The following is a 17057-nucleotide window of genomic DNA, read 5'->3' as shown; positions in this document are numbered from 1 at the left end:
AGGCACCGCAACACCGATCGGCACCCGACGCGCCGCAACAGCGCCCGCCTGCCGGCCAATCCCAACACCGCCCGTCGGCGGATTCCCGCACCCGGCCGATGCCGCCCGACGACCGGCACACCTCGGTGTTGCCGCCGGTGCGCGAGGCTCGACCGCCCCATCTGCGCGACCCTGTTGACGTCGTCAAGGCGGCGCTCGACGGCACTCCGACACGCAAACCGCCGACGCCACCGCCGCCGCCCCCCCGGCCGCCGCGCGGGGGTGGTCCTCCTAGCGGCCCGTCGGGTCCGCGGCGAGGTCTGCCCAGCCAGATCAACTGGACTTGGGTGCGTCGCGGTGGGCTCATCGCGGCGGCGGTGTTCATTGTGTTGCCGCTCATCACGTTCGGAATGGCCTACATGATCGTCGACGTCCCCAAACCCGGGGACATCCGCACCAACCAGGTGTCCACGATTCTGGCCAGCGACGGCAGTGAGCTCGCGAAAATCGTTCCCCCCGAAGGCAACCGCGTCGACGTCAACATCGACCAGATCCCGGTGCAGGCGCGCAACGCGGTGATGGCCGCCGAGGACCGAGACTTCTACTCGAATCCGGGCTTCTCGTTCACCGGATTCGCGCGGGCCATCAAGAACAACCTGTTCGGCGGCGACCTGCAGGGCGGCTCGACCATCACTCAGCAGTACGTCAAGAACGCGCTGGTCGGTTCCGAGCGCTCCGGCGTCGGGGGCCTGATCCGAAAAGCCAAGGAGCTGGTCATCTCGACGAAGATGTCCGGCGAATGGTCCAAAGACCAAGTGATGCAGTCGTATCTGAACATCATCTACTTCGGTCGAGGGTCCTACGGCATCGCCGCGGCCTCGAAGGCGTACTTCAACAAGCCGGTCGAACAACTCAACGTCGCAGAGGGCGCGCTGCTGGCCGCGCTGATCCAGCGACCGTCGGCGCTTGACCCCGCGGTCAACCTCGAGGGCGCCACGGCGCGCTGGAACTGGGTGCTCGACGGGATGGTCGAGATCGGCGCGCTGACCCCCGAGGAGCGGGCCGCGCAGGAGTTCCCGGCGACGGTGCCGCCCGATCTGGCGCGCTCGCAGAACCAGACCACGGGTCCGAACGGCCTGATCGAACGGCAGGTGCAACAGGAACTGCTCGAGCTGTTCGACATCAACGAGCAGACGCTGAACACCGAAGGTCTGCAGATCACCACCACGATCGACCCGAAGGCGCAGCAGGCCGCGGAGGAGGCCGCCTCGGAGTACCTCGAGGGCCAGGACCCGGACATGCGCACCGCGATCGTGTCGATCGACCCGCGTACCGGCGGGGTGAAGGCCTACTACGGCGGCACCGACGCCAACGGTTTTGACTTCGCGCAGGCGGGCCTGCCGACGGGGTCGTCGTTCAAGGTGTTCGCGTTGGTCGCGGCGCTGCAGCAAGGCATGGGCCTGGGCACCCAGGTCGACAGTTCGCCGCTGGAAGTCAACGGCATCAAGATCACCAATGTCGAGGGTGGCGGCTGCGGCACGTGCAACATCGCCGAGGCGCTGAAGCGTTCGCTGAACACCAGCTACTACCGGCTGATGCTCAAGCTGAAGAACGGCCCCCAGGACGTCGCCGAAGCCGCGCATCAGGCCGGTATCGCCGAAAGCTTCCCCGGCGTCGAGCACACGTTGTCCGAGGACGGGCAGGGCGGTCCGCCGAACAACGGGATCGTGTTGGGCCAGTACCAGTCCCGGGTGATCGACATGGCGTCGGCGTACGCCACGCTGGCGGCATCGGGGGTGTACCACAAACCGCACTTCGTGCAGAAGGTCGTCAACTCCGAGGGTGAGGTGCTGTTCGACGCGTCGCAGCAGGACAACTCGGGTGAGCAGCGGATCGAGAAGAAGGTCGCCGACAACGTGACCTCGGCGATGCAGCCGATCGCGGCCTACTCCAACGGTCATGCGCTGGCCGGTGGTCGGCCGTCGGCGGCCAAGACGGGCACCAACCAGCTCGGCGACACCGACAGCAACCGCGACGCCTGGATGGTCGGCTACACGCCGTCGCTGTCCACCGCGGTGTGGGTCGGCACCACCGAGGGCACCAAGCCGCTCGAGAACCAGTGGGGTTCACCGATCTACGGGTCGGGTCTGCCGTCGGACATCTGGAAGGCGACGATGGACGGCGCACTCGAGGACACCGACAACGAATCGTTCCCCAAGCCAGAGGAGATAGGCGGCTACGCCGGTGTGCCGCAGGCGCCGCCGCCACCGTCGACGACGGCTCCCCCGACGGAGGTCACACCGCCGTCGCAGTCCGTCATCCAGCCGACGATCGAAGTGGCGCCGGGCATCACGATTCCGTGGGGTCCGCCGACGACGGTCCCGGTCGCCCCGCCGCCCGGTGGCACCGTCCCCGGCGGTCCCGTGCCGGGTGGTCCCGTGCCTGGGCCGGCGCCCGCACCGGCACCCGTCGGAGCGCCACCACCAGCACCCGTTGGAGCACCTCCGGCGCCCGGTGCGCCGCTACCGCCTCCGTGACCGAGGTGGGGGGCGAGGAAACCGGGGAGCCGTCGACAAGCTCGCCGCAGAGCGTATCGCCTGCGCGGCCCGCAGAGGTGGTATCGCCCGCTTCGCCGGCGGCTGACACCAGAAGCTTCGACGAGCGTGATCTCCCCAGCCGCACCGACGTCATCGGAGCCGCGCTCTCCGATGTCATCGGCGGACCCGTCGGAAGGCACGCGCTGATCGGCAGGCAGCGGTTCCTGACCCCGCTACGCGTCATGCTGATCATCGCGTTGGTGTTCTTGGCGCTCGGTTATTCGACGAAGGCCGCGTGCCTTCAGACCACGGGCACGGGCACCGCCGATCAGCGGGTGGCCGATTGGAGCAACCAGCGGGCGTACTTCCAACTGTGCTACTCCGACACGGTCCCGCTCTACACCGCCGAACTGCTCAACCTCGGCAAGTTCCCGTACAAGTCGAGCTGGATCGAGAAGGACGCCACCGGCCAGCCGCACATTCAGTACGACGGCAACGTCGCGGTGCGCTACATGGAGTATCCGGTGTTGACCGGCATCTACCAGTACGTGGCGATGTCGTTGGCCAAGACCTATACCGCGCTGACGAAACTGGTGTCGGTGCCGGTGATCGCCGAGGTGGTGATGTTCTTCAACATCGCCGCGTTGGGGCTGGCGTTGGCGTGGCTGGTCACGGTGTGGGCGACGTCGCGATTGGCCGGGCCGCGACGGGTATGGGATGCCGCGTTGGTGGCGGCCTCGCCGCTGGTGATCTTCCAGATCTTCACGAATTTCGATGCGCTGGCAACGGCTTTCGCGACGGGCGCGCTGCTCGCGTGGGCGCGACGAAAGCCGATGCTGGCCGGCGCGCTGATCGGTCTGGGTGTGGCGGCCAAGCTGTATCCGCTGCTGTTGTTGGCGCCGCTGGCGGTGCTGGCGGTGCGCACCGGCAGGCTGCGGGAGGTCGGCAAGACGGCCGCGGCGGCGGTGGTGGCGTGGCTGGTGAACCTGCCGATCATGGTGCTGTTCCCGCGGGGGTGGTCGGAGTTCTTCCGGCTCAACACCCGCCGCGGCGACGACATGGACTCGATCTACAACGTAATCAAGTCGTTCACAGGGTGGCGCGGGTTCGATCCGGATCTGGGCTTCTGGCAGCCACCGACGGTGACGAACACGGTCTCGGCGATCCTGTTCGTGTCCTGTTGCATCGCAATCGGTTACATCGCGCTGACCGCGAAGCGCCGGCCGCGCGTGGCACAGTTGGCGTTCCTGGTCGTCGCGGCGTTCCTGTTGACCAACAAGGTGTGGAGCCCGCAGTTCTCGCTGTGGCTGGTGCCGCTGGCGGTGCTGGCCCTGCCGCACCGTCGCATCCTGTTGGCGTGGATGACGATCGACGCGCTGGTGTGGGTGCCGCGGATGTTGTACCTCTACGGTGAGGCGAACATGGGATTGCCGGAACAGCCGTTCACCATCACCGTGCTGCTGCGCGATATCGCGGTAGTTGCGTTGTGCGCGTTGGTGGTTCGTCAAATCTATCGGCCTGAACTCGACCTGGTCCGGGCTCGCGGAGTGGTCGACGACCCGGCGGGTGGGGTGTTCGACCGTGCACCAGACGCGCCGCCGCGGTGGTTGCCGGACTGGCTGCGACCCGACGGATCGAGACTGCGCACAGATCGCGAAGCTACGAAAGACCGCGATCTGACCGCAGTGTCGGGGTAGGCGGCCCGCCGCTCAATACCCGCCCCGCCTCAATTGTGAATCCACCTGCGCGAAACTGCCGCCTGAAAGCGCAGCCAGATTCACATTCGGTGGCTAGGAGGCGACGGCGAACAGGCGCCATTCGCCGGGCACGCCTTTGAGTTGGTGGGTGCCGCGGTCGTCGAACGTCAGGCCGGAGCCGATGACCAAGTCGCGCAGCGTGCTCGACACGAGTACCTCGTTGGCACCGGCGAGGGCGCTGACCCGAGCACCGATGTGCACGGCGATGCCGCCGATGTCGTCGCCGCGGATCTCGCATTCGCCGGTGTGCAGTCCGGCGCGTACCTCGATGCCGAGCGCCTGGACGGAGTCGCGAATGGCCATGGCGCAGCGGATCGCTCGTTGCGGGCCGTCGAACATGGCGAGGAAGCCGTCTCCGGAGGTGTTCACCTCGCGGCCGCGGAAGCGGGCCAACTGTGCGCGGACGACGGCGTCGTGAGCGTCGAGCAACGCGTGCCAGTCGCGGTCGCCGATCTCGGCGGCGCGACGGGTGGAGCCGACGATGTCGGTGAAGAGCACGGTGGCCAGCACGCGGTCGTCGGCCACGTCGGGTTGGTGTCCGGTGAGGAACTCGCAGATCGCCTGGAAGGACTCACGCCAGGGCTCGACGAACTGGTACATGTTGCGGCCCGGCAGCTCAACGTATTTCGCTTCGGGTACATGGTCCGCGACGGCCTTCCCCCACTGAGGCAAATTGAATTGGTCGCCGACATGTTGGACGACCAGCGTGGGAGTGCGGATGCTCGAAAGGATCGCTCGCACATTCAATTCGGTCACGAGCGGCAAGAGCAACGACACCGTCGCCGGGCTGGCCGCCAGCCGTTCGTGCCGTGCCCACGACGCGCGGATCTCCTCGTTCCATGGCATGTCCGGATTGATGATGTGCTGGAACTCTCCGGTTCCCCACATCGCGACCCAGGCCGCTTTGACTTGCTCGAGGTCTGGCCCCTCCGCGCGTTCCACAGGTGGATCGGCATAACCCTGAAGCACCACCAGCGCGGCTGTCCGGGACGGATGCGTTGCGGCGAAGAGAGCGGCGGACGCGAATGCGCCGTCGGCGGCCAGCAGGACCGCCTCCTCGCTTCCGAGGTCGTCGAGGACGGCGGTGATGCTGTCGGACCACTGCTCCAATGTCGGAAGCGCCTCCGGGGTGATGGGGTCTGACGCTCCCGCACCCGGCTGATCGAAGAAGATGAGCCGTCCGAGTGACGTGACAGCCGCAACCCACCCTTGAAGCGAGGGCAGCTCGGGCGCCAATTCACAGCAGGTGAACCAGTTGGGCACGAAGACGATGTCGCGCTCGCCGGGCGCCGACGCCCGGTAGGCGACGCGCAGGTCCCCGTTCAACGCGTAACGCGTCTCGGAGAACATGGCCGAAGTGTAGAGCCGCGAACAGGACGATTTCGCAGATCAGCGCGGTTTCCTGTAGCCTGGGCCGGTTGCCGACGCAGGCGACCCTCCTGTCACGGACAGTCCGTGGCCGATCAGACCGTAGGAGGTGATGAGGTCTTCATGCGTCCATACGAAATCATGGTCATCCTCGACCCCACCCTTGACGAGCGCACCGTAGCTCCGTCGCTGGAAACGTTCCTCAACGTCATCCGCAAGGACGGCGGCAGTGTCGACAAGGTCGACATCTGGGGCCGGCGCCGGTTGGCATACGAGATCGCCAAGCACGCCGAGGGCATCTATGCCGTCGTCGATGTGAAGGCAGAGCCCGCCACCGTGACCGAGCTGGACCGTCAGCTCAACCTGAACGAGTCCGTGCTGCGGACCAAGGTCATGCGGACGGACAAGCACTAGTCCCGAAGAACGGGCTGTAAGCGTCGGAGTGCTTCCGTAGGCTCGCCTGCGACCGCTCCCAGACTTACACCGCCAATCCCAGGAGGACATCGTGGCTGGTGACACCATCATCACCGTCGTCGGAAACCTGACCGCCGATCCCGAACTGCGCTTCACGCCGTCGGGTGCTGCTGTCGCCAACTTCACCGTGGCGTCGACACCGCGCATCTACGACCGCCAGAGCGGGGAGTGGAAGGACGGCGAGGCACTGTTCCTGCGCTGCAACATCTGGCGGGAGGCCGCCGAGAACGTGGCCGAAAGCCTCACTCGCGGTTCGCGGGTGATCGTGCAAGGCAGGCTCAAGCAGCGTTCGTTCGAAACCCGCGAGGGTGAGAAGCGCACCGTGGTCGAGCTCGAGGTCGATGAGATCGGCCCGTCGCTGCGGTACGCGACCGCCAAGGTGAACAAAGCCAGCCGCAGTGGCGGCGGTGGCGGCGGTTTCGGTGGTGGCGGCGGCGGAGGTTCGCGCCCCGCCGAGCAGCCGAAGGACGACCCGTGGGGCAGCGCCCCGGCGTCGGGCTCGTTCTCCGGAGCCGACGACGAGCCACCCTTCTGATCCACAACTGATCAACAAGAAGTAAGAGAGAGAAAGACACATGGCCAAGGCCACCAAGCGTCGGCCGGCTCCCGAGAAGCCGGTCAAGACCCGCAAGTGCGTGTTCTGCTCCAAGAAGGGGCAGGCCATCGATTACAAGGACACGGCGCTGCTGCGCACGTATATCAGCGAGCGCGGCAAGATCCGTGCCCGCCGCGTCACCGGCAACTGCGTTCAGCATCAACGTGACATCGCGATCGCGGTGAAGAACGCGCGCGAGGTTGCGTTGCTGCCGTTCACCTCGTCGACGCGATAGGCAGGACGGAAAGATGAAACTGATTCTTACCGCCGACGTCGAACATCTCGGCGTCCAAGGCGACATCGTCGAGGTCAAGGACGGCTACGCGCGTAACTACCTGGTGCCCCGCCGGCTGGCGGTCGTGGCATCGCGCGGCGCGGAGCGCCAGGCCGAAGAGATCCGTCGGGCCCGCGAGCAGAAGGCCATCCAGGGCCGCGAGCACGCCGTCGAGCTGAAGGCCGCGATCGAGAACCTCGGTCCGGTGCAGCTGTCGGTGAAGGCCGCATCCGACAGCGGCAAGCTGTTCGGCTCGGTGACTACGGCCGACGTGGTCGCGGCGATCAAGAGCGCCGGCGGCCCGAATCTGGACAAGCGCACCGTCCAGCTGCCCAAGGCACACATCAAGTCGACCGGCACGCATCCGGTCGCGGTTCGGCTCCATCCGGAGATCGCCGCGACGGTTTCGCTGGAAGTTGTAGCCGGGCAGTAACCACAGCGTCAGTACGGCCGGGTGAAGACGTGATCGATCTTCACCCGGCCGTTGCTGTGTGCGCGAGCGAACTTCGCGCGGCGGATAGTGGTAGCGAAGATAACCCGCCGTTAACCTGGACGGTCCCAGGCGGCAATACAACACGCCCGAGTTGGCAACCTGACACGACACGCCGAAGCATTTGTCATCCACAAGATCGCCGACGGTTTATGGTGCGGCTATCAGCGCAGATGCAGTGAGCGAAGTGGTTGATTAACAGGTTCTCCCCAACGACTCAACATGGCTGTCCAGACCTATCCACACCCCATCCACAGGTCTATGAACAGGGCCGGGTTGCGCCCCCGCCAGCAACGTCTAGCGTAAGCCGTCGGCGGGGCGGATCCAGAGCCGCGAAAGCGGTTTGTCGGATGTCTGGCTTACAGTCGCGACTAGCGGGTATCGAACTTGCGTTCGATAGTGAATAAGGGGGTGACGCGCTTCGTGGCCGTCGTGGACGACCTTGGTCATCACGGGATGGACACCCCGCCGCCGAGCGAGGACTTCGGGCGTCAGCCCCCTCAGGATCAGGCTGCCGAGCAGGCGGTGCTCGGCGGGATGCTGCTGAGCAAGGACGCCATCGCCGACGTGCTCGAGAAGCTGCGCCCGGGGGACTTCTACCGTCCTGCGCACCAGAACGTCTACGACGCGATCCTCGACCTCTACGGCCGCGGCGAGCCCGCCGATGCAGTGACAGTGGCCGCCGAGCTGGACCGGCGCGGGCTGCTGCGCCGCATCGGCGGGGCGCCGTATCTGCACACGTTGATCTCGACGGTGCCGACGGCCGCGAATGCCGGGTTCTATGCGGGCATCGTCGCGGAGAAGGCGCTGCTGCGGCGGCTGGTTGAGGCGGGCACGCGCGTCGTGCAGTACGGCTACGCGGGGGCCGAGGGCGCCGACGTCAACGAGATCGTCGACCGCGCCCAGTCGGAGATCTACGACGTCACCGAGCGGCGCACGGCCGAGGACTTCGTGCCCCTCGAGGAACTGCTGCAGCCGACGATGGACGAGATCGACGCGATCGCATCGCAGGGCGGCATCGCGCGCGGCGTGCCGACGGGCTTCGTCGAACTCGACGAGGTGACCAACGGCCTGCATCCGGGGCAGATGATCATCATCGCGGCGCGGCCGGGTGTCGGGAAGTCAACGCTCGGACTGGATTTCATGCGGTCCTGCTCTATCAAGCACCAGATGCCCAGCGTCATCTTCTCGCTGGAGATGAGCAAATCCGAGATCGTGATGCGCCTCTTGTCGGCCGAGGCGAAGATCAAGTTGGCCGATATGCGGTCGGGCCGGATGAGTGACGACGACTGGACGCGGTTGGCGCGCCGGATGAGTGAGATCAGCGAAGCCCCTTTGTTTATCGATGACTCGCCGAATCTGACGATGATGGAGATCCGCGCGAAGGCGCGTCGGCTGAGCCAGAAGGCCGGCCTGCGATTGATCGTCGTCGACTATATGCAGCTGATGACGTCGGGCAAGAAGTACGAATCGCGGCAGCAGGAAGTGTCGGACTTTTCGCGAAGTCTCAAGCTCATGGCCAAGGAACTCGACGTGCCCGTCGTCGCGATCAGCCAGCTGAACCGTGGGCCGGAGCAGCGCACGGACAAGAAGCCGATGGTGTCGGATCTTCGCGAGTCGGGTTGTCTCACCGCAAATACGCGAATCCTGCGGGCGGACACTGGCGCTGAGGTGACGTTCGGTGAGCTGATGCGCACGGGGGAGCGGCCACTGGTGTGGTCGATGGATGAGCGCAAGCGGATGGTCGCGCGGCCGATGACGAACGTGTTCTACAGCGGGCACAAGGAAGTGTTCAAGGTGCGGCTGGCGTCGGGCCGTGAGGTCGAGGCGACGGCCAACCACCCGTTCATGACATTCGACGGGTGGACCCCGTTAGGCGAATTGAAGGTCGGGGATCGGGTGGCGGTGCCGCGACGGGTCCCGGAGCCGGTTCACACGCAGCGGATGGACGAGTCCGAAATCATCCTGCTGGCGCACATGATCGGCGACGGATCGTGCGTGAAGAACCAACCGATCCGGTACGCGAGCATCGACGAGTGGAACCTTCATGCTGTCGCCTCCGCGGCGCAGCACTTCGGAGTGACCGCGGTGCGAGACGATTACCCGGCGGCACGGGTGACGACATTGCGGTTGCCGGCGCCGTATCACTTGACGCATGGCAAACGGAATCCGATTGCAGCATGGCTGGACAAACTGGGGCTGTTCGGGAAGCGCAGCTACGACAAGTTCGTTCCCACTGAGGTTTTCGCGCTGCCAAATGATCAGATTGCCTTGTTCCTCCGGCATCTGTGGGCGACGGATGGCTGCGTCAAGTGGGATGCGAAAGCCGGGCAAGGCCGTGTCTATTACGCGTCGACCAGCCGACAACTCGTTGACGACGTTGCGCTACTGCTGGCCCGGCTGGGTGTCTTCGCTCGCATAAAGCGGGTCCGTAAAGCGGGTTACCGCGATGGATGGCACCTGTACATCTATGGAGCCGAGAACCAACTGCGCTTCCTCAGGCATGTCGGTGTCAACGGTGAAAAGGCGATCGCAGTACGAGAAGTGATCGGCATGCTCGAGAGCAAGGTACGCAACACGAATCTCGACACTGTTCCGAAGGAAGTTTGGACCCATGTCCGCGCCACACTTACCGAGCGGACGATGACGCATCGCCAGTTCGCCGCTGCAATGGGTACCAAGTTCTGCGGATCGACAATGTGGAAACATGCGCCCAGCAGGGCGAGGCTGCATCGGGCGGCAGCATTGTTGGAGGACACCAAGATTCACGACCTGGCGTTGAACGACGTGTTCTGGGACGAAATCGTGGAGATCACGAGTATCGGTACGCACGACGTCTACGACGGAACAGTAAGCGACACACACAATTTCGTCGCAAACTTAGTTAGTCTACACAACTCGCTAGAACAGGATGCGGACATGGTCATACTTTTGCACCGCCCGGACGCGTTCGAACGCGACGATCCGCGCGGCGGTGAAGCCGACCTCATCCTGGGCAAGCACCGGAACGGCCCGACGAAGACGATTACCGTTGCGCACCAACTCCATCTGAGTCGTTTTGCGAATATGGCGAAGCAGTGACGAAGGTGCGCGAAGGCCGTCAGCGTGGCTGATCAGCTGTATGTCCGGATAGATTTATTTGGGTGTTATCGGCTAACTGCCCGCGGGGGTCTGCCGCAAGATCCGGAGACAGCTTCGCCTGCCAGTGTCACCTATTCATCCAGCGGACCCCAGTACGGCTGGATCGCGTAAATTCTTTGACAGAGAAACACAAGCACCTGACGCCGCATAAAACGAGAGCCATCATGTCCGAAGATTCAAAAGCAGACGTTCCACCGAACCACCTATCCATCGATCCGCGCAGCGCCTTCTACAACGAAGAGGTGCTTCGCCGCGACGTGGGTATTCGCTTCAATGGCGTTGAGAAATCCAACGTTCACGAATACAACGTGGCCGAGGGTTGGGTGCGTGCCGAAATCCCGACCGCGAAGGATCGCCGCGGGAATCCCATGGTCGTCAAGCTCAACGGCACGGTTGAACCTTATTTCCGCTCAACGGAGTAGCGGACTTCCCGAGCGAGCAACGCCACCCCTCGAGCAATCCCCCGTGCCCTGACGGACACTCTCCGACAGAGCATGACGAACCGCCCTGGGGCGCGAGTATGGCCAGACTCGAAACACGGCGAGCGGGTATCCGAGCCGCCGCACGAGCGGCAGTTCGGCTCGCCGCTGAAATGGCGGCGCTTGGCGGGTCGATCTTGTCCTCGACTCTGCGAGCCAGCAGCGCGATGTCGCCAGCCGCATCCACCACACAATCAGCAGGCGCTGTTGGGACTCTCGTTAACTTCATGGGAGGACGGCTCTGCCGCCGCGCGAATCTGCGTGTGGACCGTGGAGCTACCGCTGAGACCTGTCGAGCATTTCGTAAGTGCGCTGCCACAGCACCTTTCGTAGCTCCACATCGTCGGCGGCGCGGTGCGTCTTCGCGACACGTCTCTTGCGGAAGTGCTCGCCCGAAGGCCAATCAACACCGGGGGCTGAGTCCGCCAACCATACGAGGGTGTCTGCGCCCTGCTCGGGGGTGCGCAAAAGCTTCCGCAAGGGTGAGTGGAAGACGGCACGCATGACCGCCGTCGAATCGTTGGCGAAATTGGACGCCACCGACCCCGGCTCGAAGGACGCCGCCGCGAGCCCGGCCGATCGATACCTGCGGTGAAGTTCGCGGGTGAACAACACATTCGCGAGCTTGGCTTCCGAGTAGGCGTGCAATGCGCGAAACCGCTTCTCCCCGTTCAGGTCATCGACATGCAGCTGCACCATGCGCGCGGCAATGCTCGATGTGGCGATCACAGCCGCTTTGGATTCGATCAATCGGTCCAGGAGAAGCCGTGTGAGCAGAGCGGGCGCCAAGTGATTCACCTGGAGAGTGCGTTCGTAACCATCACGCGTCAGCTGACGCGCGCCGCTGAGTTGAAGCCCGGCGTTGTTGCACAGCACATCAAGCTTGTCGTAGCGGTTCAAAAGCTCTGCCGCCAGACCGCGGACATCGTCCAGACTGTCGAAATCGCAGCAGTGAGGCGGTGCCCCGACCTCGGCCGCTACCGCCTCAGTCTTCTCCCGGGATCGACCGACGATGACCGTCGTGTGGCCACGAGAAGTCAGCGCCTGGGCCGCAGCACGCCCGACGCCGTCGCTCGCGCCCGTGATGACGATCGTCTTGCCCACGGCCTCGACGATACGTCGACCATGAAGGGCGCAGGACGATTCAACTCGGCGGTCGGTCCAGCGATAAGCGCTGCACCCTTCAGACCTTCTCGGCTTCGATGAGGTCGTGCGGGACGACCGAGAACGTCCGGCCGGTCGGCCTCAGACCGGCGCGGGTGAGGAGGGCCGACAATTCGGCGAGCGAACGCAGGCGTCCGCCGTCTCGTTGGGTCAACGTGTGCAGATCGAGAAGCGGCGAAAACGGGTTCGGGCGATTGGGTTCTTGAAGGTATTCGACCACCACGAGCTTGCTACCCCGGGGCATGCTCGCCGCCACCGCGGCAAGAATCTCACCGCAGCGTTCGTCGTCCCAGTCGTGCAGCACATCCTTGAGCAGATAGACGTCAGCGGTGGCGCAGATGGTGCCGAAGATGTCGCCCTCGACACGGTCGATGCGATCAGCCACACCGCGCTCGGCGAGGAATCCCTGGGCTTCGACGATCATCCCTGCACTGTCGACCAATATCCCGCGCAGGTTCGCGCGCGATTCCGCCACGATCACCGACAGCAGCGTGCCGATGCCGCCGGCGACATCGCACACCACAGCACTGTCCGGCCACGGGTAGACCCGCGCGATGGCACGGGCGCTGATTTCTGTGGCTTGCCGCATCGTCGACGCGAAGATGCGTTGCTCCTCGGGATGGGCGGCGAACCACTCCCATACCGACATCCCGTGCACGAGCTCGAAAGCGCTTCGGCCGCTTCGCACACTGGCGGCAAGGCCGCCCCAGGCATCCACGGTCGACCGCATCCCCTTGTAGCGCATCCACGCCCGCAGCGAAGCAGGGTGATCGCTGCGCAGCACCGCTCCGGTGCGGGTCAGCTTGACCGCACCCGTGCGGCGATCCATCGTGCAGAGGCCGCATCCGACCGCGCCGCGCAGCAGGCGATGGATGGTGTCTTCGTTGCAGTTGACTCGGGCGGCGATCTCGTGCGCGCTCTTCGGCCCATCGGCGAGCACATCGGCAATCCCGAGTTCGGCAATGGTTGCGGCGATCTGGACGCCTCCGACGCCCTCGCCGAGATCCAGCATCGCGATCTGAGGCGGCACCAGAAGGTCGGCGAGCTGTTTGAGTCTGCGCCGCAGAGCGAGCGTGGCCAGCACTACAGGCAGTGGGGTCGACGGCATCCGTGCAGGTTAGCCATCCAGGCGGATTCTCAACCCCCGCTTTCTGGGCCTGGTCACCGCGGGAGGGAAAACACACAAGTGCTCCCCGCTGGCTGCTCGGCGGATGCACTGCCGGGCGGCTGCTCGGCGGCGCTGCGAAAGGTGTTCTACTAGAGGGAGATTCGGACCGACACGACCCACTGAGAGCCTTCGGTGAGATGAGGCCGGGATCCGGAATCGGCAGAATCGCTCTCACCTTCAGGATAAGGCCTGATAGGGGGCTTGTGGCAAGGCCCGGGTGGTGCTGCATGCTGGGACGTCTCAGCAGTACGTCCGAGGGACTTCAGGTGTCCAAACAGATTGATGACGGCCCGTTCTTCCACGGCACGATCGCGAAGCTGAGTGTGGGTGAGCTCCTCACTGCGGGCCATCGATCGAACTACCGTCCCGAGATCGTGATGAACCACATCTACTTCACGGCTCTCGTTGACGGAGCCGGCCTTGCCGCGGAGGTCGCCGCGGAACTCGCCGAGGGGCAAGCACTTCCCAGGGTGTACGAAGTAGAGCCGACCGGGGAATTCGAGAATGACCCGAACGTGACCGATAAGAAGTTCCCCGGCAACCCCACTCGGTCGTACCGCAGCACGGCCCCACTGCGGATCGTCGGCGAGATCACTGAGTGGACGCGACTGACCCCTGAACAGTTGCAGACGTGGCGCCACCGACTGTCTGCGCTGCTCTCAAACGACGATGCGGAGATCCTGAACTGAGAAGACCGCCGTCACCACTCTCTACGTCGCCGCACCAAGCCCTCGGCCGCTCACCGACGTCCTGCACGCCGGCGCTGCGCTGCGCGGTACCTGCTCGTACGCCGCTACTTCGATTCGAAGCGGGTAGCCCGGCCAACTTACGTCTGGCGAGCGCGCACGCCCAGCACCGGCTGGCGGCGGCCGCCGGCGTTGAACTCCGGGCACCAGGGGGAGTGGCCGCGCTCATCGAGCCACGCGATCTGCAGGGCCCGCACGTCGGGCCCGTACAGTTCCACCGCCAGACACATATGCACGTCTGGTTGCGCGACCGCGACGAACTCGGCGCGCCAACCGTCGGGCAACTCCATCGTGTCGCCGGGTGCCGGCACCCGGGAGCGGATCATGTAGTCGGCCACCGTGTTGAGCACCCTCGCCGCTTGCCGGGGTGGCAACGCGGTCACCAACAGCTCCGGCAGCCCGGCTCCGTGCAGCCCGATGGTGTAGGCGAACGGGGTCGGCTCGTCCTCGACGTACTGCACGGCCCAGCCGTGCTCAGAAATCTTTCGTCGGAGCACGTCGTGGTAGTCGGCACGAGTGGCCTCCGGGTGATCGCATTGCCAGCACATCTTGGCTCCTTTCCGTCGCTGCCCTCACCTTCCTCTCGAGGTCCGACAACCTGCCTGCGTGTCGACTTGCTGTAACCGCCGGACCCGCAAGGCGGTCATCGCCGTCGGCGGCGTCCACGAGCCGCGCAGCCATCGCGCTGACGATGCCGGTGCTCGTGAAGTGGCGGGCCTTGGGAAGGAAGCCCGGTCAGATTGACCGACGAGTAGACATCGCCGGTGTGACTCCATAACCTGTCCGAGACAAAACGTGGCCGGACCGGGACGGGTCCCTGCAACGAAGGATCGTGACAATCCGAATGGGTCGGGTGCGCCGTTTACTCCCGCGGATGGCGGGCGGCGTCGCAGCCACGGTCCTGGCGCTGGCTCTGTCACTGGCAGGCCACGTGGTGGCAGACCCGGCGGATGACGCACTGGCCAAACTCAACGAGTTGTCGGCTCAGGCGCTGGAGACCCGCGAGGCCGTCACCGCCGCCCAACACGATGTCGACTCACGAATGGCTGCCCAGAAGGCGGCCGAAGACCGCCACCGCACCGACCTTGATGCCCTCGCAGCCGCGAACTCCCAGCTAGCGCCGTACCAGGCGGCAGTCGACCGCATCGCGGCGATGGACTACATGAGTGGCCGCAACGGCCAGGCAGCGGCACTACTGACCGCATCCTCGCCGCAGCAATTGCTCGACAAGCTGACGCTGCAGCGCGTGGTCGGCGCCACGACGGCTGAGCAGATGAAGGCGTTCCACGCCGCACGCGAGCGCGCCCAGACCGCCGCGCAGGCTTCCGAGAAGTCGGCAGCGGACGCCCGCGCCGCGACCGAGCAGGCCGCCGCGGTCCGCGCGGACCTGCAGGCTAAATGGAATGACCTGCTGCGCAAGATCGCCGCCGCCGAGGCGCAGTACGCGGCGTTGACACCGCAGCAGCAGGCGGTCATCGACAACGCGGTCCCGCCACCAGCAGCGCCGCCCCCGCCCCCCGCTGCGCCCGCACCGCCGGACCCGGCGATTCTCGCGATGCCCGGCCAGCCGCCCGTCGACCCCGCTCAAGCCCTGGCGGCCGCCCGTGTCGATGTCCCGGAGGCACTGCCCGTCGGTGTCGCGAACGAGGCCGGGCTACAGGTCAACACCGTCCTTGCCGCCCGGGCGATCAGCGCGAAATATCCTCAGATCGCCGACATCGACGGCGTCCGACCCGACTCGAAGCCGTGGCATCCGAGCGGCCTGGCGATCGACGTGATGATCCCCAATCCCGAGAGCGCCGAGGGCATCGCCCTCGGTGACGCGATCCGTGACTTCATGCTGAGCAACGCGAGCCGATTCGGGCTCCAAGACGTGATCTGGCGCGGCACCTACTACACGCCGAGCGGTCCGGCGGGCTCAGGTTACGGCCACTACGACCACGTGCACGTCACCACGACACCGCGCCGCTGACCGCGACAACGGTCACGGATGCAGATTCCACTGGCCGCAGTCCTGCGCCAGCACGTCGTTGACGTCGACGCGGATGCCACCGACCACCGGGCCCGGGTTCGACGCGGTGTCGATGATGCGCTGGTAGAGCACCGCGGCCGGGTAGATCTGCCCGTTGGACCAGGACCGCGTCTGCCAGGCCCACACGTGGCCGGGGGTGCCCGACTTGCCGATGACACCGTCGGCGGCGGCCCACTGGCACGGCCTGATGCCGCCGTAGATCCCGGTTCGCTGTACACCGATCACCGAGTTGATTCCGCGGAACCACGGCAGCACCGTGTTGATCCATGTCTGGCGGTCGATGTCGTCGTCGACGCTGAAGAAGATCGGTGCGCTGCGACCGCCACCCGCGGCGGTGTGGAGGTGCCAGCCGGTGCGAGCATCTGCGACGCCACCGGGGTATCCGCGGGTGAAGTCCGACGGTGCCGTACCGCCCGGCTTGCCGTACTGGTAGTTGCTGACGATCACCAGACCGGCGGCGGCCAGGGACTTGGCGTAGGGCAAGGTGATCGGTTTGGCGCCGAAGTTCGAGCCGGGCCGTGAGGTCGACACGTAGTTGATGACGCCCGAGTGGCCGGCGGCCCGGATGTCCCGCGCCGGAATCTGGCGCATCGCATAGTCGATCAGCGTGGGGCGCGCGGCATCGGCGCTCGGCGCGTGCGTAACCGCCGATGCCGCACCGAGTCCGGCCAGTGCCGACACCGTGGCGGCGTAGCGCAGTGCGTCACGCCGGGATAACTGCACCGCGCGATGTTATCTATGAGACGCCTGTGATTAGGGAGCCACGCGGGGTCGATATCAATTTTTGATGCCGCACCGGTACGGGCCGGTGCGGCGCCAGGATGCGCCTCCGTCACCGATACCGAACGCCGGA

Annotated in this window: 15 protein-coding genes; 10 read left to right on the top strand and 5 right to left on the bottom strand. The window is 65.5% G+C overall.

The features are described 5' to 3' along the window. Nucleotides 1–98: 98 nt before the first annotated feature. Both AU198_RS03490 and AU198_RS03485 read left to right on the top strand, forming a co-directional pair. Nucleotides 99–2516 carry a transglycosylase domain-containing protein gene (locus AU198_RS03490; protein WP_064346104.1) on the top strand — a complete coding sequence of 806 codons (2418 nt, stop codon included), beginning with the start codon at nucleotides 99–101 and terminating at the stop codon, nucleotides 2514–2516. 77 nt (nucleotides 2517–2593) lie between these two features. Continuing rightward, on the top strand, nucleotides 2594–4213 hold the full coding sequence (locus AU198_RS03485) for a glycosyltransferase family 87 protein (RefSeq protein WP_064346164.1): 1620 nt from the start codon (nucleotides 2594–2596) through the stop codon (nucleotides 4211–4213). A 93-nt stretch (nucleotides 4214–4306) separates the two neighbouring features. Here AU198_RS03485 and AU198_RS03480 read toward each other — a convergent pair whose 3' ends face one another. Then, nucleotides 4307–5623 carry an adenylate/guanylate cyclase domain-containing protein gene (locus AU198_RS03480; RefSeq protein WP_064346103.1) on the bottom strand — a complete coding sequence of 439 codons (1317 nt, stop codon included), beginning with the start codon at nucleotides 5621–5623 and terminating at the stop codon, nucleotides 4307–4309. A gap of 141 nt (nucleotides 5624–5764) precedes the next feature. Here AU198_RS03480 and rpsF point away from each other — a divergent pair, with 141 nt between their 5' ends. From rpsF to AU198_RS03450, 6 genes are all read left to right on the top strand, one after another. Continuing rightward, the gene (rpsF, locus tag AU198_RS03475) at nucleotides 5765–6055 is read left to right on the top strand and encodes a 30S ribosomal protein S6 (protein ID WP_014818429.1); all 291 of its coding nucleotides are present in this window, start codon (nucleotides 5765–5767) and stop codon (nucleotides 6053–6055) included. Between the two features lie 91 nt (nucleotides 6056–6146). After that, entirely contained in the window at nucleotides 6147–6650 is a 504-nt protein-coding gene (locus AU198_RS03470) for a single-stranded DNA-binding protein (RefSeq protein WP_064346102.1), read from the top strand. 40 nt (nucleotides 6651–6690) lie between these two features. Further along, nucleotides 6691–6945: a 30S ribosomal protein S18 gene (rpsR, locus tag AU198_RS03465; RefSeq protein WP_064346101.1), complete on the top strand. Its 255-nt coding sequence runs from the start codon at nucleotides 6691–6693 to the stop codon at nucleotides 6943–6945. Between the two features lie 13 nt (nucleotides 6946–6958). Next, complete coding sequence (gene rplI / locus AU198_RS03460; RefSeq protein ID WP_064346100.1) at nucleotides 6959–7417, top strand: 50S ribosomal protein L9; 459 nt, start codon at nucleotides 6959–6961, stop codon at nucleotides 7415–7417. Between the two features lie 480 nt (nucleotides 7418–7897). Then, complete coding sequence (locus AU198_RS03455; RefSeq protein ID WP_082690856.1) at nucleotides 7898–10555, top strand: replicative DNA helicase; 2658 nt, start codon at nucleotides 7898–7900, stop codon at nucleotides 10553–10555. A 224-nt stretch (nucleotides 10556–10779) separates the two neighbouring features. Next, a complete protein-coding gene (locus AU198_RS03450) occupies nucleotides 10780–11037 on the top strand; it encodes a DUF3297 family protein (protein WP_064346099.1) in 258 nt (85 codons plus the stop codon). 333 nt (nucleotides 11038–11370) lie between these two features. Here the strand turns inward: AU198_RS03450 and AU198_RS03445 are convergent, their stop codons facing one another. Then, complete coding sequence (locus tag AU198_RS03445) at nucleotides 11371–12198, bottom strand: SDR family NAD(P)-dependent oxidoreductase (protein WP_064346098.1); 828 nt, start codon at nucleotides 12196–12198, stop codon at nucleotides 11371–11373. Nucleotides 12199–12277: 79 nt separating this feature from the next. Continuing rightward, the gene (locus tag AU198_RS03440; RefSeq protein ID WP_082690846.1) at nucleotides 12278–13366 is read right to left on the bottom strand and encodes a methyltransferase; all 1089 of its coding nucleotides are present in this window, start codon (nucleotides 13364–13366) and stop codon (nucleotides 12278–12280) included. 287 nt (nucleotides 13367–13653) lie between these two features. Here AU198_RS03440 and arr point away from each other — a divergent pair, with 287 nt between their 5' ends. Next, nucleotides 13654–14115 (top strand): NAD(+)--rifampin ADP-ribosyltransferase, encoded by a 462-nt coding sequence (arr, locus tag AU198_RS03435; protein ID WP_502689263.1) that lies wholly within the window; start codon nucleotides 13654–13656, stop codon nucleotides 14113–14115. A gap of 137 nt (nucleotides 14116–14252) precedes the next feature. Here arr and AU198_RS03430 read toward each other — a convergent pair whose 3' ends face one another. Next, nucleotides 14253–14720 (bottom strand): DUF4262 domain-containing protein, encoded by a 468-nt coding sequence (locus AU198_RS03430; protein WP_064346096.1) that lies wholly within the window; start codon nucleotides 14718–14720, stop codon nucleotides 14253–14255. A gap of 296 nt (nucleotides 14721–15016) precedes the next feature. On the opposite strand from AU198_RS03430, the gene AU198_RS03425 reads away from it, so the two are divergent. Continuing rightward, nucleotides 15017–16144 carry a coiled-coil domain-containing protein gene (locus tag AU198_RS03425; RefSeq protein WP_064346095.1) on the top strand — a complete coding sequence of 376 codons (1128 nt, stop codon included), beginning with the start codon at nucleotides 15017–15019 and terminating at the stop codon, nucleotides 16142–16144. Nucleotides 16145–16156: 12 nt separating this feature from the next. Here the strand turns inward: AU198_RS03425 and AU198_RS03420 are convergent, their stop codons facing one another. Then, the gene (locus tag AU198_RS03420) at nucleotides 16157–16927 is read right to left on the bottom strand and encodes a DUF1906 domain-containing protein (protein WP_064346094.1); all 771 of its coding nucleotides are present in this window, start codon (nucleotides 16925–16927) and stop codon (nucleotides 16157–16159) included. Nucleotides 16928–17057 lie beyond the last annotated feature (130 nt).

This window comes from Mycobacterium sp. GA-1199, from assembly GCF_001500045.1.
Taxonomy (GTDB): Bacteria; Actinomycetota; Actinomycetes; order Mycobacteriales; family Mycobacteriaceae; genus Mycobacterium.
This window is presented reverse-complemented; position numbering and strand designations above follow the sequence as displayed.

Coding starts and splice junctions, on each gene's coding strand:
- rpsR (WP_064346101.1), top strand. CDS start 6,691: ATGGCCAAGGCCACCAAGCGTCGGCCGGCTCCCGAGAAGCCGGTCAAG.
- rpsF (WP_014818429.1), top strand. CDS start 5,765: ATGCGTCCATACGAAATCATGGTCATCCTCGACCCCACCCTTGACGAG.
- arr (WP_502689263.1), top strand. CDS start 13,654: ATGCTGGGACGTCTCAGCAGTACGTCCGAGGGACTTCAGGTGTCCAAA.
- AU198_RS03490 (WP_064346104.1), top strand. CDS start 99: ATGCCGCCCGACGACCGGCACACCTCGGTGTTGCCGCCGGTGCGCGAG.
- rplI (WP_064346100.1), top strand. CDS start 6,959: ATGAAACTGATTCTTACCGCCGACGTCGAACATCTCGGCGTCCAAGGC.
- AU198_RS03430 (WP_064346096.1), bottom strand. CDS start 14,720: ATGTGCTGGCAATGCGATCACCCGGAGGCCACTCGTGCCGACTACCAC.
- AU198_RS03480 (WP_064346103.1), bottom strand. CDS start 5,623: ATGTTCTCCGAGACGCGTTACGCGTTGAACGGGGACCTGCGCGTCGCC.
- AU198_RS03425 (WP_064346095.1), top strand. CDS start 15,017: ATGGGTCGGGTGCGCCGTTTACTCCCGCGGATGGCGGGCGGCGTCGCA.
- AU198_RS03440 (WP_082690846.1), bottom strand. CDS start 13,366: ATGCCGTCGACCCCACTGCCTGTAGTGCTGGCCACGCTCGCTCTGCGG.
- AU198_RS03450 (WP_064346099.1), top strand. CDS start 10,780: ATGTCCGAAGATTCAAAAGCAGACGTTCCACCGAACCACCTATCCATC.